This window comes from Flavobacterium sp. GNP001, from assembly GCF_054343775.1.
Genome location: NZ_JBTGUX010000001.1, coordinates 263,167 through 288,983, shown reverse-complemented (window position 1 = coordinate 288,983; position 25,817 = coordinate 263,167). Strand labels below are relative to the sequence as shown.

Annotated in this window: 22 protein-coding genes and 1 riboswitch; of the genes, 4 read left to right on the top strand and 18 right to left on the bottom strand. The window is 34.7% G+C overall.

What is annotated here, in order from left to right; genetic code table 11:
* Nucleotides 1-70: 70 nt before the first annotated feature.
* The 10 genes from ACXX8U_RS01110 to ACXX8U_RS01065 all read right to left on the bottom strand — a co-directional run bounded on the left by ACXX8U_RS01110 (nucleotide 71) and on the right by ACXX8U_RS01065 (nucleotide 10,602).
* Entirely contained in the window at nucleotides 71-1,315 is a 1,245-nt protein-coding gene (locus tag ACXX8U_RS01110; protein WP_458564245.1) for a sulfate adenylyltransferase subunit 1, read from the bottom strand.
* A 151-nt stretch (nucleotides 1,316-1,466) separates the two neighbouring features.
* The gene (gene cysD, locus ACXX8U_RS01105) at nucleotides 1,467-2,366 is read right to left on the bottom strand and encodes a sulfate adenylyltransferase subunit CysD (protein WP_086453338.1); all 900 of its coding nucleotides are present in this window, start codon (nucleotides 2,364-2,366) and stop codon (nucleotides 1,467-1,469) included.
* A 109-nt stretch (nucleotides 2,367-2,475) separates the two neighbouring features.
* On the bottom strand, nucleotides 2,476-3,180 hold the full coding sequence (locus ACXX8U_RS01100) for a phosphoadenylyl-sulfate reductase (protein WP_458566378.1): 705 nt from the start codon (nucleotides 3,178-3,180) through the stop codon (nucleotides 2,476-2,478).
* A gap of 11 nt (nucleotides 3,181-3,191) precedes the next feature.
* On the bottom strand, nucleotides 3,192-4,160 hold the full coding sequence (locus ACXX8U_RS01095; RefSeq protein ID WP_458564244.1) for a sulfite exporter TauE/SafE family protein: 969 nt from the start codon (nucleotides 4,158-4,160) through the stop codon (nucleotides 3,192-3,194).
* 47 nt (nucleotides 4,161-4,207) lie between these two features.
* Nucleotides 4,208-4,618: an RrF2 family transcriptional regulator gene (locus tag ACXX8U_RS01090; protein ID WP_144891578.1), complete on the bottom strand. Its 411-nt coding sequence runs from the start codon at nucleotides 4,616-4,618 to the stop codon at nucleotides 4,208-4,210.
* Between the two features lie 101 nt (nucleotides 4,619-4,719).
* A complete protein-coding gene (locus tag ACXX8U_RS01085; RefSeq protein ID WP_458564243.1) occupies nucleotides 4,720-5,892 on the bottom strand; it encodes a trans-sulfuration enzyme family protein in 1,173 nt (390 codons plus the stop codon).
* A 132-nt stretch (nucleotides 5,893-6,024) separates the two neighbouring features.
* Nucleotides 6,025-6,453 (bottom strand): OsmC family protein, encoded by a 429-nt coding sequence (locus ACXX8U_RS01080; RefSeq protein WP_458564242.1) that lies wholly within the window; start codon nucleotides 6,451-6,453, stop codon nucleotides 6,025-6,027.
* Nucleotides 6,454-6,577: 124 nt separating this feature from the next.
* A complete protein-coding gene (gene thrA, locus ACXX8U_RS01075) occupies nucleotides 6,578-8,992 on the bottom strand; it encodes a bifunctional aspartate kinase/homoserine dehydrogenase I (protein ID WP_458564241.1) in 2,415 nt (804 codons plus the stop codon).
* Between the two features lie 19 nt (nucleotides 8,993-9,011).
* Nucleotides 9,012-9,974 (bottom strand): alpha/beta fold hydrolase, encoded by a 963-nt coding sequence (locus ACXX8U_RS01070; RefSeq protein WP_458564240.1) that lies wholly within the window; start codon nucleotides 9,972-9,974, stop codon nucleotides 9,012-9,014.
* Nucleotides 9,975-10,051: 77 nt separating this feature from the next.
* A riboswitch (SAM riboswitch) is annotated at nucleotides 10,052-10,159 on the bottom strand.
* 233 nt (nucleotides 10,160-10,392) lie between these two features.
* On the bottom strand, nucleotides 10,393-10,602 hold the full coding sequence (locus tag ACXX8U_RS01065; RefSeq protein ID WP_458564239.1) for a hypothetical protein: 210 nt from the start codon (nucleotides 10,600-10,602) through the stop codon (nucleotides 10,393-10,395).
* Between the two features lie 706 nt (nucleotides 10,603-11,308).
* Here ACXX8U_RS01065 and metK point away from each other — a divergent pair.
* Complete coding sequence (gene metK, locus ACXX8U_RS01060; protein ID WP_458564238.1) at nucleotides 11,309-12,559, top strand: methionine adenosyltransferase; 1,251 nt, start codon at nucleotides 11,309-11,311, stop codon at nucleotides 12,557-12,559.
* A gap of 78 nt (nucleotides 12,560-12,637) precedes the next feature.
* Here metK and ACXX8U_RS01055 read toward each other — a convergent pair whose 3' ends face one another.
* A complete protein-coding gene (locus tag ACXX8U_RS01055) occupies nucleotides 12,638-15,388 on the bottom strand; it encodes a carboxypeptidase regulatory-like domain-containing protein (RefSeq protein WP_458564237.1) in 2,751 nt (916 codons plus the stop codon).
* 32 nt (nucleotides 15,389-15,420) lie between these two features.
* Entirely contained in the window at nucleotides 15,421-16,314 is an 894-nt protein-coding gene (locus tag ACXX8U_RS01050) for a GLPGLI family protein (protein ID WP_458564236.1), read from the bottom strand.
* Nucleotides 16,315-16,428: 114 nt separating this feature from the next.
* Here ACXX8U_RS01050 and ACXX8U_RS01045 point away from each other — a divergent pair, with 114 nt between their 5' ends.
* Together ACXX8U_RS01045 and ACXX8U_RS01040 are read left to right on the top strand one after the other, a co-directional pair.
* Nucleotides 16,429-17,220, top strand: coding sequence for a hypothetical protein (locus ACXX8U_RS01045; protein ID WP_458564235.1), 792 nt, complete (start codon nucleotides 16,429-16,431; stop codon nucleotides 17,218-17,220).
* Nucleotides 17,220-17,834, top strand: coding sequence for a deoxynucleoside kinase (locus ACXX8U_RS01040; RefSeq protein WP_210790844.1), 615 nt, complete (start codon nucleotides 17,220-17,222; stop codon nucleotides 17,832-17,834). Before ACXX8U_RS01045 ends, ACXX8U_RS01040 begins: the two co-directional genes overlap by 1 nt.
* Nucleotides 17,835-17,846: 12 nt before the next feature.
* On the opposite strand, the gene ACXX8U_RS01035 is transcribed toward ACXX8U_RS01040, so the two are convergent.
* Genes ACXX8U_RS01035 through ACXX8U_RS01025 form a run of 3 tightly spaced genes read right to left on the bottom strand, consistent with a single transcriptional unit; the run spans nucleotide 17,847 to nucleotide 21,586 of the window.
* The gene (locus ACXX8U_RS01035; RefSeq protein ID WP_458564234.1) at nucleotides 17,847-20,528 is read right to left on the bottom strand and encodes a hypothetical protein; all 2,682 of its coding nucleotides are present in this window, start codon (nucleotides 20,526-20,528) and stop codon (nucleotides 17,847-17,849) included.
* Nucleotides 20,525-21,352, bottom strand: a complete 828-nt coding sequence (locus tag ACXX8U_RS01030) for a GLPGLI family protein (protein ID WP_458564233.1) — start codon at nucleotides 21,350-21,352, stop codon at nucleotides 20,525-20,527. Before ACXX8U_RS01030 ends, ACXX8U_RS01035 begins: the two co-directional genes overlap by 4 nt.
* A 6-nt stretch (nucleotides 21,353-21,358) precedes the next feature.
* Nucleotides 21,359-21,586 carry a hypothetical protein gene (locus ACXX8U_RS01025; protein WP_458564232.1) on the bottom strand — a complete coding sequence of 76 codons (228 nt, stop codon included), beginning with the start codon at nucleotides 21,584-21,586 and terminating at the stop codon, nucleotides 21,359-21,361.
* A gap of 240 nt (nucleotides 21,587-21,826) precedes the next feature.
* On the opposite strand from ACXX8U_RS01025, the gene ACXX8U_RS01020 reads away from it, so the two are divergent.
* Nucleotides 21,827-22,216 (top strand): helix-turn-helix domain-containing protein, encoded by a 390-nt coding sequence (locus ACXX8U_RS01020; RefSeq protein WP_458564231.1) that lies wholly within the window; start codon nucleotides 21,827-21,829, stop codon nucleotides 22,214-22,216.
* Nucleotides 22,217-22,351: 135 nt separating this feature from the next.
* Here the strand turns inward: ACXX8U_RS01020 and ACXX8U_RS01015 are convergent, their stop codons facing one another.
* From ACXX8U_RS01015 to ACXX8U_RS01005, 3 genes are all read right to left on the bottom strand, one after another.
* Nucleotides 22,352-22,543 (bottom strand): CsbD family protein, encoded by a 192-nt coding sequence (locus ACXX8U_RS01015; RefSeq protein WP_306260030.1) that lies wholly within the window; start codon nucleotides 22,541-22,543, stop codon nucleotides 22,352-22,354.
* A gap of 31 nt (nucleotides 22,544-22,574) precedes the next feature.
* Nucleotides 22,575-23,042: a Dps family protein gene (locus ACXX8U_RS01010; protein ID WP_306260028.1), complete on the bottom strand. Its 468-nt coding sequence runs from the start codon at nucleotides 23,040-23,042 to the stop codon at nucleotides 22,575-22,577.
* Between the two features lie 192 nt (nucleotides 23,043-23,234).
* Nucleotides 23,235-25,781, bottom strand: coding sequence for a sodium-translocating pyrophosphatase (locus ACXX8U_RS01005; RefSeq protein ID WP_458564230.1), 2,547 nt, complete (start codon nucleotides 25,779-25,781; stop codon nucleotides 23,235-23,237).
* Nucleotides 25,782-25,817 lie beyond the last annotated feature (36 nt).

The following is a 25,817-nucleotide window of genomic DNA, read 5'->3' as shown; positions in this document are numbered from 1 at the left end:
TTTGGGCTTTTAGCTGTTTATGAAATTCATTTTACATTTTTGCTGAAGGCTTAAAGCCAATAGCTAAAGGTTATTTTATAAATCCTACTCCTGCTGTTGTGTTGGTTGTTGCATCAATTAAGATGAAAGCCCCGTTTGATTTGTTATCGTTGTATGCATCAAAATAAATGGCTTTGCTTAACTTAATATTCACTTCGCCAATTTCGTTGATGGCTAGTTGAGAGGCTTCTGTAGTACCTGAGAAATCAGTTGCAATCACATTTTTCACACTGTCAATCTTGGCCAAAACTCTGTTTGTATTGTGTTGAACATAATATTTGGCACCAGGAACTAACTTTTTACTGTCCATCCAGCATACGGTGGTGTTGATGTCTTTCTCTACTTTTGGCAATTCAGATGATTTTACAATCATGTCGCCTCTAGTTACGTTGATATCATTTCCTAATTCGATGGTAATCGAAGAGCCCACAGCTGCTTCCTCAAATTGCTTGTCAAAAAAGTGAATATTTGTCACCACTGATTCTGTTAAAGAAGGCAGCACCGTTACTGCATCACCCACTTTTATATTATTCCCATACAATTTTCCGGCATAGCCTCTAAAATCGTGGTATTCTTCTGTTTTAGGTCGGATAACGGTTTGAACAGGGAAACGCGCTTTACCTTTTTCATAAACATCGGCTGGTTCTAACGCTTCTAGATGCTCTAGAATGGTTTGTCCTTGGTACCAAGGCATTCCTCCTAATGAATCTACTACATTATCACCTGTCAAAGCACTTAACGGAATGTAACTCACGTTTTGTTCCTTGAACGTACTTTTAGCATTTAAGGCTTCAAAATCCGCTTTGATTTTATTAAAAACTTCTTCCGAATAATCCACCAAATCCATTTTGTTGATCGCCACAATAACTTCTTTTACTCTCAATAAATTATTGATGAAAAAATGGCGGTAAGTTTGCTCAATTACACCTTTACGAGCATCAATTAAAATGATTGACACTTGCGAAGTTGAAGCTCCTGTAACCATATTTCGCGTATACTCTACGTGACCAGGAGTATCGGCAATGATGTAACTTTTTTTGGCTGTCGAAAAATAAATATGCGCCACATCAATGGTAATTCCTTGTTCTCTTTCGGCCACTAAACCATCCGTAGCCAAAGAAAAATCCAAATAATCATATCCTTTTTGCTTGCTGCTTTTTTCTATTGCTTCTAATTTATCTGTTGTCAACGATTGCGTATCATACAATAACCTCCCAATCAAGGTACTCTTGCCGTCATCTACACTTCCTGCTGTTGCTATTTTTAAAACTTCCATCTGAATTTTGTTTAAAGTTTAAAAGTTTAAGGTTTCAAGTTTCCTCAAATTACTCTTCCTACACTTTTAAATTTGATTTTTTTATTTTAAATGTTGAATCATAAATTCTGAGAACTTTTGAAAAATTCATAATTCATAATTTATAATTCTTTTAAAAGTATCCTTGTTGTTTTCTTTTTTCCATCGCTGCTTCTGAACGTTTGTCGTCAATTCTAGCGCCTCTTTCTGAAATTGTTGAAGATCTAATTTCGCCCACTACTTCAGAAATTGTTGCAGCGTAGGAATCAACTGCTGCCGTACAACTCATGTCACCTACGGTTCTGAAACGAACAATGCGCTCCACGATTTCTTCGTTTTCTTCTTGGTACACAAATGGAGAATGCGACCAAATCATTCCATCTCGTAAGAATACTTTACGCTTGTGCGAAAAATAAATTGATGGAATTTCAATTTGCTCTTGTTCGATGTAACTCCACACGTCTAGCTCAGTCCAGTTCGAAATTGGAAAAACGCGTACGTTTTGACCGTTCTCTATTTTTCCGTTCAACAAATCGAATAACTCCGGACGCTGATTTTTTTCGTCCCATTGACCAAAATCATCACGCACCGAAAAAATTCGTTCTTTGGCTCTAGCTTTTTCCTCGTCACGACGCGCTCCACCAATACACGCATCAAATTTGAATTCTTCGATAGCATCTAAAAGTGTTGTGGTTTGCAAGCTGTTTCTGCTAGAATATTTTCCGGTTTCTTCAACCACTTTTCCTTGATCAATGGCGTCTTGTACATTGCGCACAATTAGTTCTAATCCTAGTTCAGCAACCAATTTATCTCTGAACTCAATGGTTTCCGGAAAATTATGACCTGTATCTACGTGCAACAATGGGAACGGAATTTTAGCAGGAAAAAAAGCTTTTTGCGCCAAGCGAACTAATGTAATCGAATCTTTTCCACCCGAAAAAAGCAAAACCGGTTTGTCAAACTGAGAAATAACCTCTCTGAAAATATATATTGCTTCGCTTTCTAAAGCGTTTGTTTTTAATACTGAACTCATTATTTTTAGTTTAAGAGTTTAAAGTTTAAAGTTTAAGGTTGTTGTGACCTCGACTAAAATCTTACTACTATTATTGTTTTTCTATTCTCTTTATTCTATTCTCTTTATTCTATTTTTGATGCAACCCGCATTCTTTGTGACTGGATTCCCACCACCATCGTCCGGCTCTGATGTCTTCATCTGGAGTGATGGCTCTTGTACAGGGCGCACAACCAATGCTTACAAACCCTTTTTTGTGTAATGCATTTTGTGGCACATTATTTTTTTCTAAATACTCTTCGACTTCCTGCAAAGTCCATTTTAAGAGTGGATTGAATTTGATAATCTCAAAATGTGCATCGTATTCAAATAATGCCAAATCATTTCTGTTTTCGGATTGCTCTGCTCTTAAACCCGTGATCCAGATTGAATTTCCTTTTAAAGCTTTGCGCAAAGGCACTACTTTACGGATAGAGCAACATTCTTTTCTATTCTCGACCGATTCGTAGAAACTATTAGGCCCTTTAGTCTCCAATAAATTTTCTACTGCAGCTGCCTCGGGAAAAAATACTTTAATGTTTTGATTGTACTTTTTTTGGGTTTTATGAAAAACATCATACGTTTCTTGAAACAATCGACCTGTATCCAATGTGAAAATTTGAATTTCAGCACCACTATTGGCAATCATTGCTGTAACTACTTGGTCTTCTTGACCAAAAGAGGTCGAAAAAACTACTTTATCTTTATATTCGGCCGCTAAATAAACAAACGTTTCCTCTAAACTAAGGTCTTCTGTATGCTCTAATAATGCCGCTACTAATTCTTTACTCATAATCTTATTTCGTTTTACAGCAGTTTTGATAAGGTTTTTAAACTCAAAAGAATAATTAAAACACCTACTAATATCATCATTGATTTCCTTGGAATCTTATTCACTAAAAATGCGGCTAATGGAGCTGCCATTACGCCTCCTAAAATCAATCCAATAATTACTTGCCATCCTTGAATACCTCCAAAAAACATAAATGTTAATCCACTTGAAAAAGCTACTGCAAACTCTGCTGCGTTCACCGAGCCAATTGTGTATCTTGGATTTCTTCCATTTCCTAATAAAGTAGAAGTCACTATCGGTCCCCATCCTCCGCCTCCTACAGCATCCATAAAACCTCCAAAAGTTGCCAATACACCTAATTTCTTAGTTTTCTTTTTTACTAGATTCTTTTTTAATGCTTTCCTAATAATGATCACTGCCAACCCAATCATGTACAAAGCAATAAATGGTTTTATTACTTCACCATCAATTACATCCGACAACAAATAGGCTCCAGTAACAGAACCCAAAACACCTGGAATTAACAAATGTCTTACTAGTTTTTTGTTGATATTTCCAAAACGATGGTGTGAAATTGCCGAAGCTCCTGTAGTGAACATTTCTGCCACGTGAACACCTGTACTACTGATGGCAGGCGGAATTCCGTACGCTAATAAGAATGAAGTTGAAGTTGCTCCATAACCCATTCCTAACGTTCCATCAACTAATTGTGCAAATACTCCAATGCAGAAAAAAATTAAAAACTCTTGATCAAAGCCGGCTATCAAACCGTTCACTGAAAATTCATCATGGTGGTTGTACGCTAATGTCACCAATAATCCTATCAACAGAATTGCAGGAACAAGTACCCATAATCGTTCTACAAAACTTATCGTAGGGCTTTCAGTATTATTATTCACTTCTAATTCTTTATCCATTCCTTTCAATTCAACAAAATTTAATTTAAAACTATTACCCCATCGGGTTACTAGATTATTGTGCAAAAATAATATATTTACTTTAATTACAAAACATTATTTCTAATTAAAACTTAAAATGCAATATCTGCTAAACTATTATTTTCCAAAACCATAAGCGTATTATCACGCACCTCTGTCATTAATTTACGAACTGCACAAGTGGCTTCATCGGTACAATCGTCACAAGGCTCATAAAAATTATGACTGGCACACGGCAATAAGGCGATTGGCCCTTCCAGAATGCGATATACTTTGGCCATGCTGATGTCCTTCGGTTCTTTTATCAAATAATAACCGCCGCCCTTTCCTTTTTTGGCTCCCAGAAAACCAGAATGGCGCAACAACAATAAAATACTCTCTAAAAATTTGAGTGAGATATTTTCAGATTTGGCAATATCCGCAATCGCAACAGGAGTTTGGTCTTCTCGGCGCGCCAAAAAGGTCAAAGCTTTTATACCGTATTTTGTTTTTTTTGAGAGCATTTTACTGTTTTAGAATTGTATAAAAAAGATTCGCAAGCATGAAACATTGCATTGTTTGAACCAAAACTACAATCTAAAATCGTTAATCCCAAATCTATCCGTTACGAAAGCGCCTGCTCCAAATCGGCAATTAGATCCTTTACGGTTTCTAAACCAACAGAAACACGTACTAATCCATCGGTAATACTCACCGCCAAACGTTCTTCGACAGATAATTTACTGTGCGTTGTAGAGGCTGGATGCGTAACAATAGTTCTGGTGTCTCCTAAATTTGGTGAAAGCGAACACAATTTTATTTTGTCTAAGAAAGCTCTTCCGGCTTCTAATCCTCCTTTGATTTCAAAAGCAACAATATTTCCGCCTAACTTCATTTGCTTTTGCGCAATTTCATATTGAGGATGCGATTTCAAAAAAGGATATTTCACTTTATTCACCTGCGGATGGTTCTCCAAAAACTCTGCTACTTTCAAGGCATTTTCGCAATGTCTATCCAATCGAATGGCTAATGTTTCTAAACTTTTAGACAATACCCACGCATTAAAAGGCGATAAAGAAGGTCCTGTAAGTCGGGAAAACAAATAGATTTTCTGAATCAGATCAGCATCCCCAACGGTTATTCCGCCCAAAACGCGACCTTGACCATCCATTAATTTGGTAGCGGAATGCACCACTAAATTCGCTCCCCATTTGATTGGTTGCTGCAAATAAGGCGTTGCAAAACAGTTGTCAATAATTAAAATTAAATTATGCTTTTTGGCAATATTTCCAAGCAATTCCAAATCAATGATATCAACAGCGGGATTTGTTGGTGACTCTGCAAAAAGAATTTTTGTATCAGGCGTAATCAAACCTTCAATAGTCTCGGGTTGATTGATGTCAAAATACGAGGTTTGTATATTCCATTTTGGAAAATAATTAATAAACAACGAATGCGTGGCACCAAAAACACTGCTCGAAGAGACAATATGATCCCCTGAACTTAATAGAGCAGCCATAGTAGAATACACCGCGGCCATACCTGATGAAAAGGCAAAACCAGCAGCGGCACCTTCCATAGCGCACACTTTGCTAATAAATTCGTTATTATTTGGATTGCTGTAACGGCTGTAAATATTCCTGTCTTTTTCCTCTGCAAATGAAGCACGCATGTCTTCGGCATCTTCAAATACAAAACTAGACGTGAGGTACAACGGCACAGAATGCTCTAAATATTGTGTTCTTTCTAACTGATTGCGTATGGCTTGGGTTTCGAAACCAAATTCTTGTTCGTTCATTGTTTTTATATTTCAAAGAGTTGTTTCACAAAGATTCACGAAGGAATCACCAAGATTCACTAAGATTAATTTTTATTTCTAAAAACTCTTTATTATTTAAAATTAAAGTTTTAAAACTCTATAAATTTAACTTTACGTCAATTCGACTCCGTTCAAAACTACTTTGTAATGTATGGTCGCTGTTGGTTCTAATGTTTTAGAAACTGAACAGTATTTTTCAAAAGAAAGTTGCGCGGCTTTTGCTGCTTTGTCTTCCTTGATATCACCTTCTAAATAAAACACCACATGGATGTTTTTAAAAGGTTTTGCTTCTCCAACTTGTACGCGTTCGCCTTCAACCTCAGCTTTGAAAGACGTGATTTCTTGACGTTGTTTTTTCAAAATCGAAATCATATCAATGGCGCTACACCCCGCAACTCCCATCAATACTAATTCCATCGGACTGGCACCCATATCATTTCCTCCGTATTCAGGTCGGCTGTCTACGTTTACTATATGCCCTCTTTCGTTCTTTAATTCGAAATGGAAATTGTCGTTTACTCTGTTTAATGTTATTTTCATTGCTATATTTTTTGAACGCTGATAACGCGGATTCTCTCACGCGGATACAACTATTTTTATATTTAAATTATGATTCCTGAAAACTGTTCACTTTTCACTTTTCACTTTTCACTTTTCACTTCAATTACCCCTTATCAGACAACCTTAGAATATCACCAAAAACACCTCTTGCCGTTACTGCTGATCCTGCGCCAGCTCCTTGAATTACAATTGGTCTGTCTCCGTACGATTCAGTGTAAATTTCGAAGAAAGAATCTGAACCTTTCAATCCGCCCAAAGCCGTATCTGATGGCACCGAAACTAATTTCACTTCTAGATTTCCTTTGTCATTTTGCAAATCTCCCGATAATTCTCCTATATAACGCAACACGTGATTGGGCTTTTGATCGACTTTTATTTTTGCATAAATAGGATCGAACTCCGTCAATTTATTCAAAAACTCTCCTACATCTCCGCTACGCAAATGTTCTGGAATTAAATTTTGAATCGCAATTTCTTCAAACTCATTTTGCAAGTCTAATTCTCTAGCCAAAATCAATAATTTTCGTCCTACATCATTTCCGCATAAATCCTCTCTTGGATCTGGCTCGGTATATCCATTATCGATGGCTTCTTTTAAAATTTCGCTAAACGGCACGTCTTTGGCCGAAAAATTATTGAACAAATAACTCAATGTTCCCGAGAAAACTCCTTTAATCTTTGTGATGTTTTCACCAGAAAGGTGCAACAATTTAATAGTATCAATCAACGGCAATCCTGCTCCAACATTGGTTTCATAAAGGTAGGTCTTTTGGTTTTCCGCCAGAACTTTTCGTAATTTTTTATAAAAACTATAACTTAAAGTATTGGCTACTTTGTTTGACGAAATCAAATCGAAACTATTTTCTACTAACGAAATATAATTCGAAACAAAATCAGCACTTGCCGTGTTATCGATCGCTATCAAATTCTCTAAATGATGCTCATTTGCGTAGGCAATCACATCATCAATTTTATACGAGAATCCGTTGGTTTGAATTTCGTTTTTCCAGTTAGGTGTCACGCCGTTTTTATTCAAAAGCACATTCTTAGAATTGGCAATGGCAAATACATTCAATTTGATATCTTTTCTTTTTTCGATGGCTGCTGCCGATTCTAAAATTTGATTAATCAAGGTACCGCCCACCAAACCGTGACCAAAAACAGCAATATTTATTTTCTTGGCTACGCCAAAAATCTCTCCGTGAATCACATTTAAGGCTTTGTGCAATTGTGATTTTTTAACAACCAAACTCACATTCTTACCAGTCACCGTATTATTGAAGAGAATCGGAACAATTTTATTCTTGATTAATGCGGTGTAAGGCTTGTGAAACGTACTTAAATCCTGCCCGATAATAGAGATGACAGCAACATCATCAGCCACAGTTATTTTATTGACATCTTTCGAATAGAAATCATTTTCGAATTCCTTTTCCAATTCAATCATGGCAGTAGTAGCTTTGTCAGCAGCCACAACCAAACCTATTCCACGCTCTGATGAACCTTGCGAAATGATACTTACACTGATATTATTGTCGCCCATTACTCTAAAAATTCGAGCATCGACACCTGTTTTACCAAGCAAACCTCTTCCTTCCAGATTGACCAAAGCCACATTTTCAAGAACCGAAAGCGTTTTAATTCCCTCCTTGTTAGAATTCGAAGTAATTAAAGTGCCTTTATTTTCATGATTGAAAGTATTTAAAATACGTAGCGGAATGTTTTTTTCTAATAACGGAATGATGGTTTTGGCGTGCAAAATAGTAGCTCCAAAATTAGCAATCTCATTCGCCTCATTAAACGATAGATGATCAATTTTCTTAGCATCGACAACTAAATCAGGATTGGCAGTATAAATTCCGTCAACGTGTGTGTAATTTTGTAATTCTTCGGCATTTAAATAATTGGCAATCAACGAAGCGGTGTAATTACTCCCGTTTCTACCTAAAGTTGTAGTATCATTATTGGTCGTAGAACCTATAAAACCCGTGATTATATTAACCGTATTTTCCGTGTTTTGCTTAAAAAAAGCAACTACATTTTTCTTCGAAAGTTGTTCTAAGGGTTGTGCATCACCAAATTTAGCATCGGTTTTTATCAATTCACGCGTATCGGTAAAACGAGCATGGATTCCTTTTTCTATCAAGATTGCCGTAAGTAATTTTGCCGAAAGCAATTCGCCTTTAGACAAAATTTGGTCTTTAATTTTTTTACTGTAATCGCCAATCAGACTTACACCTTCAAACAATTTTTCTAAAATAGTAAACTCCTCAGACAAATCAACAGCATGATAAACATCTTGCTGGTATTTTTTAAAATCTTCAAAAAGTGGCTTGTAATCTCCGTTTTGAGAAGCAATGGTTAAAATTTGTTCCAATTCATCTGTTGCGTTACCACGTGCCGAAACCACAACTGCAATTTCTTCGCCTTGCTTTACTTTGTCTGTTATTATGGCAACCACCTTATTTAATCCGTCACCATTTGATAACGATTTACCTCCAAATTTTAATATTTTCATTGTGTTGTGTGTTTGTAGCTTAGAATAAATCTTGAAGCAAATTGTGTAATTGTTTGTATTCTATCAAAAAAGCATCGTGTCCGTGAATGGAAACTATTTCTTGATAACTGACGTTTTTATTTAATTTTTGTAGTTGCTCAAAAGTGATTTTGTTTTCATTGGCTGTAAAAAACAAATCCGAATTGATTGCGATGATATGAATTTCTGCCGTTACAGCTTCGATTGTATCTTCAAATGATGACCGATTGCGAGTGACATCAATAGTTTTCAGTAATTGATTCATCATTTTATAGGATGCCAATTGAAAACGCTGTTGCAATTTTTCGCCGTGATGCAACAACCAACTTTCAACATTAAAAATGGCTAACTCCTCATTAGTGGTTCGCTGAAATTTTGCCGTAAATGATTCTGGAGTTCGGTAACACAACATCGCGTGTGCGCGGGCATCTTGAATGGGTTTAGACGAATTATTCAGAATTTGTTCTTGCAAAAAACAATTGGCAATAAGCCAGTCTGTCGCTTTCCAATCGGTTGCAATAGGAATTAATTTTTGGGTTATTGTTGGTTCTAATGCGGCCATTTCCCAGGCAATTCCACCACCTACAGAACCTCCAATAATAGCATAAAGTCGTTCTATTTTAAGAAAACGAATCCCTTCAATAAAAATTCTAGCGATGTCTCTTGCTGTAAAATCAAGATGATTTTCAATTATAGCGCCATCAAATCCATTTCCAGGAACGTTAAAAGCAAGTACGGTATATTTGGTAGTATCGATAGTTTTGTTAGCGCCAATTAGGTCATTCCACCAACCGTTATCGCCCACCACCTGTGAATTTCCGGTTAGCGCATGATTGACCAAAACAAGGGGAGCTGTATGCAAAGGCAATCCAAAAGCTTGATAACTTAAGTTTAGAGCAACATAAATTGCACCTGACTCCGTGGTGAAATTGTGTAAAGTAATAGTTGTTGGTTTATTTTCCAATTTCAAATCTGTTATAATTAGGACTTGTGTTTGGAAATATTAGAAAGAAAGCTAGGTGTTATCTAGACAAATTCTTAGTGTTATCTTTCCACGATGGGCGTGGTAGAATGCAGCACCTTCTTCGATAAATCGAAGGGTTGCTAAGGCTTCATCGGGTCTAATCCCTCTGCCTTTCTTTATAACATTTCAATACTGTTGTGAACTTTGTGAGTGCAAATTAAAGATTAATTTCGGTAACCACCAAATTTAAATACGCAATCGATTTTTGTACGTCGCAAAGTAAATTACTTTGGTACAAACATTAAAAACATAGGAAGTCCTGACAAGGTAACTTAGAACAAAACCATTTTTTTACCTTGCCAAAACAACCTTTTTAATTACTGGGTTACAAATATTTTTAACCTGAAAAGCTATTGCCTTAAATAAATAACTCTTCATTCTCTTGAGAATACATTAAAAAAAGTAATGAATTTGGGACTAACTTTTGAGCAATTGCATCATTAGTTACGAACTCAAATCGTGGGTGAATTAAAACATTTACAGCTTCAACTGCTTTGATTTTCTTGTTTCGAAAATTGAACTTTCGTAAAAAACGAAACGGATCTGATAAACTTCTTTTTGTTTTCATACTATTGGTTGTTAAAATGTTACTCTTGTTTTTCTGTTCATAAATTTCTTAAAGCAAAAAACCCTTTTAGATGTAAATCCAAAAGGGTTTTAAGTAGTTTGTACTTATTATTATCCTTGGGATTCACGAATAGGGAGTGCCAAATGCGGCTTTTGCAACGCAATGCATCGAAATTTGGACTGACTGTTTTATGTAATTATTTAAAACGTATTGATTCATCTATTGTTTGTGTGATATTCGAATTTCTCAAAAAAAAAGCTTCCTTGTTCAGGAAGCTTTAGTATATAATTTTAAATTAAAATTATGCTATAAGCATCCCTCAGGAATTTTCCTGTGCGACTTTATGCGAAAAGCAGATTGAAATTTTCATTTTGTTTTGATTTGAAAGTCAAATATGCAACTTAATTATGACAAAAACAAGAGCGTCAAGGAATTAATTCAAATTATTTTCAAAAAACATATTAAAAGGGCCGATTTTTTATCGGCAAAAAAAAGTTAAGTTTAATTTGCAATTCAAAATGGTTTCATACCTTTGCACCCAAATACAAGAGGAAAAATTTGAACTGATTGCAACCTCTTCATAATGAAATAAATTCATTGTGAATACTGAATAATTTTCAGTAAAAAAATGCTAAAGCAGGAACTCTCCTTTAGACCTTTTCAGCAATTATTTTTTCTCGCTTAATTTTATAAAATAATAAAACTTATGGCCTATTTATTTACGTCAGAATCTGTGAGCGAAGGACATCCAGACAAAATTGCAGATCAAATTTCAGACGCATTAATTGATAACTTTCTAGCATTTGATGCTGAATCAAAAGTAGCTTGTGAAACTTTAGTAACTACTGGTCAAGTTATTTTGGCCGGAGAAGTTAAATCAAATACATACTTAGATGTGCAAAATATCGCACGCGAAGTCATTCGAAAAATTGGTTATACAAAAAGTGAGTACATGTTTGAAGCTAATTCATGCGGTATTCTTTCGGCTATTCACGAACAATCTGCTGATATTAATCAAGGTGTTGACAGAGCAAGCAAAGAAGAGCAAGGCGCTGGTGACCAAGGAATGATGTTTGGTTATGCAACTAACGAGACTGAAAATTACATGCCATTGGCACTTGATTTGTCACACAAATTATTGCAAGAATTAGCTGTTTTACGTCGTGAGAATAACGAAATCACCTATTTACGTCCTGATGCTAAATCACAAGTAACTTTAGAATACAGCGACGATAACAAACCAACTCGTATTGATGCGATTGTTATCTCTACGCAACACGATGATTTTGATGAAGAAGCTGCTATGCTTGCTAAAATCAAAAAAGACATTATCGAAATATTGATTCCTAGAATTATTGCTAAAAATCCTGAACATGCTCATTTATTTAACGATGCCATTCAGTACCACATCAACCCAACAGGGAAATTCGTAATTGGAGGACCTCACGGAGATACTGGACTTACAGGAAGAAAAATCATTGTAGATACTTACGGAGGAAAAGGAGCTCACGGTGGTGGTGCTTTCTCTGGAAAAGACCCAAGTAAAGTAGACCGTTCTGCTGCTTATGCTACTCGTCATATTGCCAAAAACTTAGTTGCAGCGGGTGTTGCTGATGAGATTTTGGTACAAGTTTCATACGCAATTGGTGTGGCTAAACCGATGGGGATTTTCATCGAAACTTATGGAACTGCAAAAGTGAATTTGACTAACGGTGAAATCGCTAAAAAAGTAGAAGCTATTTTTGACATGCGTCCGTACTTCATCGAACAACGATTGAAATTAAGAAACCCAATTTATAGTGAAACTGCTGCATACGGGCACATGGGACGTACTCCTGAAACCGTAACTAAGACTTTCTCTGCTCCTGGTGGATTAACAAAAACCGTTGAAGTAGAATTGTTTACTTGGGAAAAATTAGATTTTGTAGATCAAGTAAAAACTGCTTTTGGATTGTAAAAAATTCAAAGCATAGTTAATAAAAAAAGGGGATTTAGTTGTTGCTAAATCCCCTTTGCTTTTTAAGCTAAATGAAGTTTACAAATTGTACTTCACTATGAAAGTTACAAATCGAGGTAAGATGATATTTTCATTGGCATTAAAACCATTTACACTAAATGAGTTGTTCAATCTTGAACGGGTGTTCAAAAGGTTATTCGCCTGAATGCGGTATTCAAACTTTGCATCTTTCTTGATGTAGTTCAAACTAGCAGTCATGATTTCAAAATCGTTTGATACACCATTAGTTTCATTTTTAAATCGGTTAAAGGCGTAGTCCCAATTAACATTCAATCCATTCAAGAAATAATAATTCAACTTTACTGTTGGAGTTTGTGTGGTGAATTTATTAGCTGCTTGCTCTGAAAAATTCACGCGGTAACCCAAATCTACGTTTGGATATTTTTTGAATTGCGTTGCAAAAGCCAGGTTGTACGCATGATTTACATTCTCGATTCCTTGAATAAATTCTTGAGTCACTCCGCCTTGGACTCTTCTATTTAATACAAAATTGCGATTCCATCCTGCATTGGCTCCAGCAGTAACTTTATAATACTTTTTGAAGCTTTTAGAGTAAAACAAATTTCCGTTTAAATTTTCATTCTCAGCATCTAAATTCAAACGGTCCGAAGTAGAATAAATACTTTGGAAAGAAACTCCATTAACCACTGGATCTTTGGTAGTTGTATAACTGATGTTTGCAAAAATCGTAGTAAAATTATACAAGTTGTACTTCGAATAATTCAAACGGTGACTCGTAACTAATGAATTTTCTAATTGCGCATTTCCTCGTGACAAGCTGTTAAAATTGGTAAAAATAAATCCTTCAACCAAAGCATTTACATCATTAAAGCCGTTACGCATGTTAAAATTGTAGGTTACATTTTCTGATTTCTTCAAATCCCAACGTGCAAACATATCAGGCAATAATCTAGTGAAATTAAGTTTGAATGGCGATGCAAATTGCTCGTTTGAAGTGTTGTATTGGTGTAAAGAAAAACCAGGATTAAAAGTAAACCTGCCTTTGATAAACTTATAATGCAAACCTATAAAAGCATCATTAAATAGGTAACGCACATCATTATTATAAGCTGCTTGCTCCACTGGATTTACTGAATTATCTTGAAGAATTTGCAAAATACTCGAATTGTACGATTGGTAAGCATTCGTATTTCCAGCAGTTACATTCAAGATACTTTTGTTAGAAATTTGATAAAAATAGTCAACTTTTGCATCTAACTTATTCGTTTTTACGAAACGAGATTGCTGTATGTTTAGGGCATTTTCATTTACAAAAACCGCACTTGGATCGTTCGGGTTTGTTGAATTTGCATTTTGGTATGGATTTACCGAAAGTTGTGGATTGTAAAAAGGATCTTCATCCTCATATTGATGTTGCATTTCTAACACCCAAGTTGACTTTGGATTTTGCGTATAAAACATATTCAAACTCTGATTGAACGATGCTGGCGCTTGCTTTTGAAAAGCAATTACGGTATTATTATTAGTTACCGTATTCCCGTTAGAAGTAGAGGTGAAATTAGTTTGACTATTATCTACATCTTGTTGGTCATTTTTTCTAAAAAAAGCATCGTAATCCAGTTGAAAATTCTCATTGGCTTTGTATTTTGAACCAAACTTAGAGATGAAGGCATTGTTGCGAGATTCGGTATTGTTTTTTCTGTTTTCTAAAGTCGCAATATTGGTGGTATTCGGTTCAAAAATTCCGCGTTCTGAATTGGTAATGGACTGATTGAATGTTGCTGAATACGCCGCAAATCCTGATAAAGTCCATTTTTTAGAAACCGAATGATTGATGTTGATCGTTCCAAATTTATCGCTCGCTTTGGCCACATTATCGCCACCGGATAAACCAAAAAAGTTTCGATTAAGAGATAATGAAGTACCGTTGCGCCCAATCGTGTTTCGTGCTCCTCCATTTATTCTGAAAAAATCAGCCGAAGTCAATGAAACTTCGCCAATGTTATTAAGGTTTACAATAGAGTTGATGCTTGTTTTTGGCGAATAATAAAACAATTTTGGGTTAAAAATATACCCTTTATCATTTGCCAAACCACCACTTACATCACCAAACCAAAATTTATCTTTACCTTTTTTAAGTTTGATATTAATTGCAATATCGTCATTATTGTTTTCGAGGCCTTTCATTTGCGACACCTCGTTAAAATTACGAAGTACTTGCACTTTATCAACTGCATCAGATGGAATATTTTTTGAACCCAATTTCGTATCGCCCTCCATAAACGGTTTTCCGTCTACAAAAAGTTTAGTCACTTTTTTTCCCTCTACTTGCACTTGACCGTCTCCTGTAACTTCAAAACCTGGTAGTTTTTTAAAAACGTCTTCTAACTTGCGTTCTTCTCCGGTTTTAAATGAATCCGTATTGTACACAATGGTATCTCCTTTTATAGAAACTGGCATCTCGCGCACAATTTCTACACCATCAAGTTCGATTCCACCCGCTTCCATGGTGATGTTTTGCACCATATTTTGAGTAAGTGTAGCAACAGTCACTTCCTTATTTTGCATGCCCAAATAACTTAGTTTTAAAACATAAGTTGTGTTCGGTTTTAGGTTTAAAATAAACTTGCCTTTATCAGTTGTAATGGCGTAGGCATCCATTGCTTTAGTCGTTTGGTTCACTGCCATTACGTTGGCCATTTCTAGAGGACCCGATTTAGAATCAGTTACGAGACCTTCTAATTTTATGTTTTGGGCATAAGAAATAGAGACCGCTACCAAGGCGATAAATACTAAAATTTTTCTCATTATATTTGATTGTATAGCTACTGTAGTTGGTATTAATTTCCGAAACGTATTTGCATGCCGCCATTTCCTCCGCGACCTTGATTCATCTCTCTCCACTCTTCCATTTTTTTCATCACAGCATCGTCATAATCCTTTTGAGAAACTACTTTTCCTTTGGTGATAGGTTTAATTTCAACCTTATCTTTTGGGTTTAAAACTACTTTTGAACACAAAATAGTGGTGCGTCCGTCATTAACTTCCAAAATTAATCCTGGCAAACCCCAATAACCTTCAGGTCCTTGGCTCACTGGGATTTCGGGCGTATACCATGCCGTGATCACGATTTCTTTTGGTACCTCAACAGCATCCAAGAAATTGGTTTTTTTCTCCTCAGCAGGTTTTGTACTATCTTTTATTTCATTTTGTTCTTTTCGTGGACGCATGTTTCTAAAATCAGTAGCACTTGGTTTTTTGATAGCGGTTGCTTTGTAACAAGTATAGCCACCAATTACACGAGTTTCTGCCTCCATTTTCCAATTCAAACTAGTTAAGGAATCTTTTACCATAAATTCTTTTCCCATAAACTCTTTGTCGTTGCTGTATTGTTTGTCTTTTACGTTTTTGTAATACGTTCCGCCACCACCGGCAAAACTTGACATCATACGAAAACCACCACCTTGAGCCGAAGCCTCTAGTTTTTCTTCTTCTTTATAGATAGAAGCCGTCTTGTTAAAGTTGAGAATAAATGTTTTCTCGAACATTTTTTTCATGCGTTCCTCAATCATTTTTTGCATATCAGGCGTCATATTTTTGTTGCCTTCCAAACGAGTTTTCATTTCAGAAGTGCTGGTTTTACTCTCGTATACAGCCATTCCTTGAAACTCCTGCGCTTGCAACCCCAGGAAAGAGGCGATAGCGATTACTACAGTGTAAATTAATTTTTGCATTTTGATGGTTTTTAATAGATAAGAGTGAAAAATACTATTTTTGTTACAATGATACTGTTAAATAAATACTAAGACAATTAATAGGGACTTTGGTTTAACCGTACTTTTACCTTTATGAAAAAATTAGTTTTTTTTATCCTATTTTGCTGGGCAACAATTGGTTTTTGTCAAAATCAAAATCCAACAATCACCAAATTGAACACTGTTGAATTAGATGCTGATGAATTTCTAGGATACGATTCGTTGGGATACCTCTATTACATAAAAAACAATGTACTTTCTAAAAAAAAGGCTTCAGAATATTACAATTATAGCAATATTGCGCTGGGAAAAATTAGCGCTGTTGACTTGCAAAATCCTTTAAAATTGGTGCTGTTTTACGAAGACTTCAATACGATTGTTACGGTAGACAATCAGTTGAATGAAACTCAAAAAATCAACTTCTCCGAAAACGTCTTCCCTATTGTGGTAACTGCTACAGGTCTTGCTGCACAAAATCAGCTTTGGGTTTTTGATAGCAATACGCAGCAATTGGGTTTGTTTGATTATTTAAAAAACACGTCTAAAACACTCGCGGTGCCATTTGTGGATCGTATAAAATTTTATAGCTCGGACTTCAATACTTTTTATTGGCTGGACACTAAAAATAATTGGTTCAGTTGTGATTTGTTTGGAGCCGTTACATCAATAGGAATTATACCTGATTTTGATTATCTCGCGCTAATAAATTCATACCAATATATTTATGCCAAAGATGGCAAAGTAATATTTACTGATTTAAAAAAACAGCAAAATACAACCCTTGAAATTTCTGAAAAAACGTTTGTAAAAATATATTACAAGGACCAAATTTTATCTATTTTTACACCATCAGGAATTAGCAATTATAAAATCATAATACCGTAATGCACATAGCAATAGCAGGAAATATAGGCTCAGGAAAAACAACCTTAACGCGCTTACTGGCCAAACAATTTAAGTGGGAACCGCATTTTGAAGATGTAGTTGACAATCCGTACTTAGATGATTTTTACCATCAAATGGAACGTTGGTCGTTTAATTTACAAATCTATTTCTTGAACAGTCGTTTTCGTCAAGTAATGCAAATTCGCGAAAGCGGTAAAAAAATCATCCAGGACAGAACCATTTATGAGGATGCGCACATTTTTGCGCCCAATTTATATGCTATGGGTTTGATGACCAATCGTGATTTTCAAAACTACACTTCTTTGTTTGAATTGATGGAATCAACTGTAAAGGCGCCTGATTTATTGATCTATTTGCGTAGTTCCATTCCAAATTTAGTGGGTCAAATACACAAACGAGGTCGTGAATACGAAAATTCAATTTCTATAGAATATTTGAGTCGCTTGAACGAACGCTACGAAGGCTGGATTCAAACGTATGATAAAGGAAAATTATTAATTATTGATGTAGACAACATCAACTTTGTGGACAATCCCGAAGATTTAGGAAACATCTTCAACCGCATTGATGCAGAATTAAATGGGTTGTTTTAGCAAGAACAATTGCTACAATGAATAATTGAATCCTAAAGTAAATTGTCTTGGTCTCAATGAAAATTGATAAACATTCACAAAATTAAAATAACTGTTTGTCGTTGTAAAAAATTGTGTGTCAAAAACATTAATCAAAGAGGCATTTATATTTATTTTTTTTGAAGGTTTGTAATAAAAGGACATATTAAAAAGTGAATTTTTATCAATAGTACTGCTTTGTGAAGTTGCTGTTCTAGACGAATCTAAACCAAAATTGATTCGTGTAGAACTAGAGGTATATATATCCAAATTCAAATTCTGAAAAAGAATTGAGTTGTTAATTTCATTAGTTGTCGTTGTAGACGTTCCAAAGTTTAATTTAGCTTTATACTCAAGCGTAAACCAACTACCTTTATCCCAACTTAAACCAAAATCTATACCTTGCCTGTTGTTACTTGTATCAAGAAATTGATTATTAAAAAACAATTGGTTTTTACTAATATTATATGCATAGGTCAACTCTGTTTTAAAAGAACCTAAAAACCCTTTTGTTAAATACAAAGTAAAACCATAATTGTTTAAAGAATTAGGCTGTTTTATAACTTCTGTAATCATAAAACCATTACTATTTAACTCATTTGAAAATGTAGCGTCGGATTTGTTTTGGTTCAAATTACCTTTTAAACTTAAAAAAAAACTTTTTAGAATATTGTTATAATTTAAATGCGAGGTAAATGAATTTGTTCTAATAGTGTTAACAAAATTTGGATTTTGAACTAAAGCATTAAAACTAGTTAAAATTACAGGTGTATAAAGCTGTGAAAAATCGGATATGTTATTATATAAATCATAACTAATACCTAAATTCCATTTTGAATTAAAATTATACTTAACGCTTACATTAGGCTGGATGAATAAAAAAGAGTCTCTTATACTTAAGCTAGTATTATTATTCTCAATAGAATTTAGATTAATGTAGTCAGCTGATAAACCCCATGAAAACATTGCTTTACCTACATTTATTTTCGATTTGAGTCTGGTCGTTGTGGCAATTTTTTGATAATCATAGTTACTTGCTAAAGGAAAGCTTTGATTAGTAAAATTTGAAATTTGTTTTAGATCACTATCAAATCTAAAACTATTGTACTTTAAATTTTGACTTAGATTCCATTCTAATTTAAATAATTTAAAATCATATTGGGTAAAACCAGCTAGATTAATTTTTTTTACTGACACGTGCTGCAAGGTAGCATCATTACCCATACTATTTCCTATTGAGTTTTCAAAAACTGGTGGTGTCACTCTGAGCTCTTCAATATTTTGTTCATATTGTGCAAGTAGTCCACTTTGCAATATGTTTTTTTTACCAATTAAAGTTTTGAAACTGGTACCATTGCTAAGTTGAAAGTTATTTTGTAAATAATTTGATTCAAGATTGTTTGTATTTACTAAAACTCTTTCTATCCCTGCATCATTTGCAAATCTATAACTAGTGTTGTTCTTTAAATAGAAATTACGTTTATTAATTTCTTGATTAACGCCAGCATTAAAACGTTCCGTTTTTAATTGATTACGGCTTGTATTTATAACACTACTCGCTTCATTATTTGACAAAAATGTACTTGACAAATTATTTTCTATTTTGCTAAGTTCGTTAACATAGTCAAAATTCCATTTTACAATAGTTGAATCGTTAACTTTATGCAAAGCATTATTAGTAATTGCATAAGATTCATTATTGAGCCAATACTTTTCAGAAATTGCAACTCCATTAATATTGGGCACTTTTATAACGTGCGTTTCTTCTAACATTTGCCCTCCAACATTTACGTTACCAGAGACTAAATCATTACCAATACCACGAAGCGTTTTGCCCGTATTATTTAATTTACCACTACTGATATTTTGAAATTTTTCTTTAAAATAAATTGGTGTTGCTTCTAATTTTCCCGTTAAAAATGGCGCACCAGCATCACCTTTTAAACTACCAAATAATAAACCAACATCATCTTTAATTTTTAGGTTAAATGACACGTTATCTGTTTCGGTTCTACCAATATCAATGCGCTCATGATGATGTTTTTTCATTACATCAATTTCTAGTACCGCATCAGCAGGAATTCCTTGTGTTGCAATAGAGTAGCCTCCTTCTAGTAAATCTACACCATTAATATATAAATGACTGATAGGTTTGTCAAGATATTTTATTTGCCCATTTTCACTTATACTTACCCCTGGTATTCTGTTAATAACCTCTTCAATACTATAATCTTTTTTAGCTTTTAATCCATTTACGTTATAAGTAATTGTATCTCCTTTTATCGTTACAATCCTATCTTTCTTAATGAGAACTTCAGCAAGTTCTTGCATTTTTAAATTCATTTGAAAATTTTGCTTAGTACTTTTAAGAGCAATTTTTAAACGAATGGTTTCGTATGATATATGCCTTACTGTTAACCAAATACTATCTAATTTAATTTCCTGACTTAAAATTAATTTATAATTCCCACTTGCATCTGAAGTTTTAAAGGCTAAAATATTGCTACCATTTTCAGAATCGCTAGCAACGATAGTACAATTCGATATGGGTTTATTATTACCATCGAAGGTAGTTCCTTTAAATTCGATCACTTGTGAACAACCAAAAAAAGGCATTCCGATTAGGAATGCCAAAAAAATAAAAATATAAAGATTGTTATGTTTTTTTACAATCATTCGAAACGCTCAATGAAATTTTTACTTTTGGGTTTTGCATTTAATCTCGATTTATCACCATTTTCTCCTACGGTAATCAAAGTTGGCACAGCGATTTCAGCTCGATTCATAAATCTAATTTTATCATTAAGAGACATTTCACTAAATTTTTTTCTGATTTTGTAAAACTCATCTTTATCGATATATTCAAATTTTCTATCATTCTTTTTTATAAAAAAGTTTTCAGTTTTTGAATTAAAAGAATAATCCCCTTTTTTTACCTCATTTACAATAAAACTAAAAACATTTTCATTATCCTTAAGCATCATTACCAATCCGGGTAGTCCATGAAATTTATAAGGACCAACTGTAATTGGTATATCGGGGTTGTACCATGCACTCCAATCTCTACCAGCATAGTTTAAGGTTGCTTTTTTACAAACATAACCATTCATAATAGTATCTTGTTTGATTAGTTTCCAATTGTGATTAAGATTTTCTTTAACCTTGTATGCATCACTTCCAATAGTTTCATAATGTTCTGTAGATTCACCATTTGTTTTTATCACCAAATAAAAAGGTGATTTATTGAGAAGTACATCAGCCTCAGTGAGCTCTCTCTCTTGTTGTATTTTATCAAAGTTCATCATCGCCTCTAAAGTAAACAATGAACCTTGATTGGTAACAATTAACATAGCATTCGTACTTTGAGAGGGTTCTTCAGTAGCAAATTTTTTGTAATTAAATTGATACGACACCCAAAGATCTGAACTATTACCTGTCTTTACTTGTGCAAAGACAAAACAACTCATTGCAAATACTATTATTGTGATTATTTTTTTCATGGAATATTAACAAACTATTTCTGCAATTGCTAAAAGTTCTTCAAGGTTAGGTTTTCTCAACATAGTACCTCCCGTAGCACCTATATTAGCAACATCAACAGAAAGATACCCGGTCAATGGAACTTGAACACTATAACATGTACCACAAACTTGAGTAGCTTGTTCACCACATTGCGCTGATGACGAAAAAGAAAAACCAACAATAGCCATAAATGTAAACATTAATTTTTTCATAATTTCTTAAATTTTTGATTAGTTAAATATTTAGTTTAACACTCCATACATTAATTAAAAATACAAACAACGTGCACTTTGGTTGTTTTTAATAAAATATAAGAATGATATCAACAAATACAAATGACGAAATTAAAACAGGAATATGCTAGTCTAAAAAAAAATAAAAAATTCACTGTGAGAATTTAGTTTTATTTTAAGGAATTTTATTATACTTTTATAGTAATAAACATAATAAACATGAAAATAGGCGAAAACATTAGAAAATACCGTCTTGAAAAAGATAAGAAGCAACAGGAAATTTATGAAGCTATAGGTGTAAGTCAATCTTCATATTCTAAAATAGAAAACAATAAGCGCAAAATAGATGTTGCAACCCTTAAAAAAATTGCTACTGTACTAGAAATAGATATAGCTAAATTGACAGGGGAAAACAAAATTGCAATAAACAATAACGATAACTCGAAAATCGAAACGAATATTGCTGTACATCATAATCATTCTGAAGAATTAATAGAATCTCTCAGAGAACAAATCGAATTATTAAAAGAACTAAACCAAGTAAAAAAAGAAATTATAAATGGTCTAAAAGAAAATAGCACATTATCAAAAGTAGAAACCGAAAAATGATTTATCGATAGAAAATCCCGAAGCCTTGACTTTTCAACTTACACACTTTTTGGAATAGTGTCTTTAAAAAATAAAAGCGCCGCTTCTAATTCAAGAAGCGGCGCTTTGTCAACCAAACCAAACCAATTTTTTATTTTACTTTAGTTCTTCATTGTACCATTTGGTAATTTGCTCTTTGGTTTGCCCAATTTTTTGTTGCAAACGTCCAAACAATTCATCTTCCTTACCTTCTTCATACAACAAATCATCATCTGTAAGATCAGCGTATTTTTGTTTTAATTTTCCTTTTAACTCGTTCCAAGTTCCTTTTAGCTCTGTAGTGTTCATAGTTTTATAGTTTTGAATTAATAATAGTGTTCTAGTTAATGTACTTGCGTAACATCCAAGATTTATCTTCGTGCTTTTGCAAAAGACCTGTTACAAAATCAGCAGTACCAAAATCATCCGTTTCGTCAAGACATTTGATGAATTTTCGCAATTGTTTCAATACTGTTTCATGATCAATAAGCAATTCTTTAAGCATGTCTTTTTGCTGTAAATCAGTACTATTTTCTTTAAGAACAGATTGCTCAATAAACTCTTTCATCGTTCCTATTGCTCTGCCGCCTAGTTTACTGATACGTTCTGCAGTTGCATCAATTTCTTGCTCGAGAGCAGTATATTGCGCTTCAAAAAGTTTGTGTAATTCCATGAAACTGTTTCCAGAAACGTTCCAATGAAATTGTCTTGTTTTGGTATAAAGCACCATCTGATTGGCCAATATAGTAGTTAGATAAGAGATGCTTTCGTCTAATTCTTTTTTTGTAATTCCGATTTTTGGTTCCATAATACACGTTTTTTTTAGTTGACCTACAAGTCTTTTACAAAGATAGAGCGGTACTTCAAAAAATGCATTACACCATTTTTTAGGATTGTTACACAATTAAAGGATTTAGCAATTAGGGCTTAAAAACAGTACTTCTATTACGCAAAAATGCCTTTCGATGGAAAGGCATTTCTTTATTTAAGGGTATTTCTTTTATTTTAAAGAATCGATTTTGGCTTGCACCTCGGCATCGGTGCCTTCAAAAGTTTGTTTTGTCGTTTTACCATTCTCGGTCATTGTGACCGTAGCTTTAGTTTTTCCGTTTTCATTAGATAGCTCTATGCGTAAGTCTTTTGATGACGTCATGGAAACTGTTTTTGTGGCACCGCCGATGTACTTTCCAGCCGCATCATACATTGATAAGCATTTTTGAGTACATTCTTCTGAGCAACCATTCTTTTTACACATGGCTGCACATTCGTCTTTGGTCATATTCGCCATTTTTTCGGGATCGCATTTGCCCATCTTGCAAACCATTTCTGTAGTCTCCATTTTAGCACAACAAGAAGCCGCTGCACTATCGGAATGACCATTTCCTAAAATAGGAGCTATAACCAAACCTATTAAACAAGTCAATTTGATCAAAATATTCATAGATGGGCCTGAAGTATCTTTGAAAGGATCACCAACAGTATCTCCGGTAACCGCTGCTTTGTGCGCATCAGAGCCTTTATAGGTCATTTCACCATTGATCATAACTCCAGCTTCAAATGACTTTTTGGCATTATCCCAAGCACCTCCAGCATTATTTTGAAAAACAGCCCACAACACACCCGAAACGGTAACTCCAGCCATGTATCCTCCTAGCATTTCAGCAATGAGTTGGTTGTTATCTGCATAAACTAACTTACCAAGTAAAACAATCGCAATTGGGAAACCAATCGTTAAAATTCCTGGCAACATCATTTCGCGTAAAGCGGCTTTGGTTGAAATATCAACACATTTCGCATATTCCGGTTTTGCAGTTCCTTCCATAATTCCAGGAATTTCTCTAAACTGACGACGTACTTCAAACACCATATCCATGGCAGCTTTTCCAACAGAATTCATAGCTAGCGCAGAGAACACTACTGGAATCATTCCGCCTACAAATAACATGGCCAAAACAGGCGCTTTAAAAATATTGATTCCGTCGATTCCTGTAAAAGTGACATAAGCTGCAAATAAGGCTAGTGAAGTCAATGCTGCCGAAGCAATAGCAAATCCTTTCCCAGTTGCTGCTGTTGTGTTTCCTACCGAATCTAAAATATCGGTTCTAGTGCGTACCTCTTTAGGTAATTCGCTCATTTCTGCAATTCCACCCGCATTATCAGATATAGGTCCGAAAGCATCGATTGCTAATTGCATCGCTGTGGTTGCCATCATTGCTGATGCCGCCAAAGCCACTCCATAAAATCCTGCTAAAGCATAAGAAGTCCAAATCGCTGCCGCAAATAATAAAACCGTTGGGAAAGTCGAAATCATTCCCGTTGCTAATCCCGCAATTACGTTGGTACCCGCTCCCGTACTTGATTTTTGTACAATTGCCATTACCGGTTTTGTACCTAAACCCGTGTAATATTCAGTAACCGATGAGATAACCGCACCTACAACCAGACCTACAATTGTGGCGTAAAAAACACGCATCGATGAAATCTCTTTAGTTCCTTCTCCAAAGAAATCCATTTTCATCGTTTCAGGTAACATGTATTGCACTAAAAAGTAACAAGCTACTAAAGTCAAACCTATCGAAACCCAATTACCAATATTTAAAGCCTTTTGTACTTGTGCTTCTTTTGCATTATCATCCGTTATTTTAACCAGCATAGTTCCGATGATCGAAAATAAAATTCCAAAACCGGCAATTGCCATTGGTAATAAAATGGGTCCAATTCCGCCAAAAGCATCTTGAATACTTCCGCCCATATCTTTAATTACATAATTCCCTAGCACCATTGCTGCCAAAACGGTGGCAACATAAGAGCCAAATAAATCAGCTCCCATACCCGCAACATCACCTACATTGTCTCCTACGTTATCAGCAATTGTAGCTGGATTTCGAGGATCATCTTCTGGGATTCCAGCTTCTACCTTCCCTACTAAATCAGCACCTACATCAGCCGCTTTAGTGTAAATTCCGCCACCAACACGGGCAAACAACGCAATCGATTCGGCTCCAAGAGAAAAACCTGCTAAAGTTTCTAAAACAATAGTCATGTCTTCGGTCGTAGTCCAAACGCCATTCATAAAAAAGTGAAAGAAAAATATAAAAAAGGTAGTCAAACCTAAAACTGCAAGACCTGCAACACCAAGTCCCATTACAGTCCCACCACCAAAAGAAACTTTTAAAGCTTGCGGCAAACTCGTACGAGCGGCCTGCGTTGTTCTAACATTGGTTTTAGTGGCTATTTTCATTCCCATATTTCCCGCAAGGGCTGAGAAAAAAGCACCAAAAATAAAAGCTACCACAATTAAGATGTGCGTAGTAGGTACAATAAACGAAATACCTGCCAAAACAATACTGGCTCCAAGAACAAAAAAACTAAGTAAGCGATATTCTGCTTTGAGAAAGGCCAAAGCACCTTCGTAAATGTAATCTGAAATCTCCTTCATCTTACCGTCGCCTGGGTCTTGTTTTAAAACCCATGCTCTTTTTGTAATCATAAACGCCAGTCCAATAAATGCCATGGCAATTGGCAAGTAAATCATAATTGTATTCATAATTCTGGTTTGGTTTTAGTTAATAATTATTGTGTA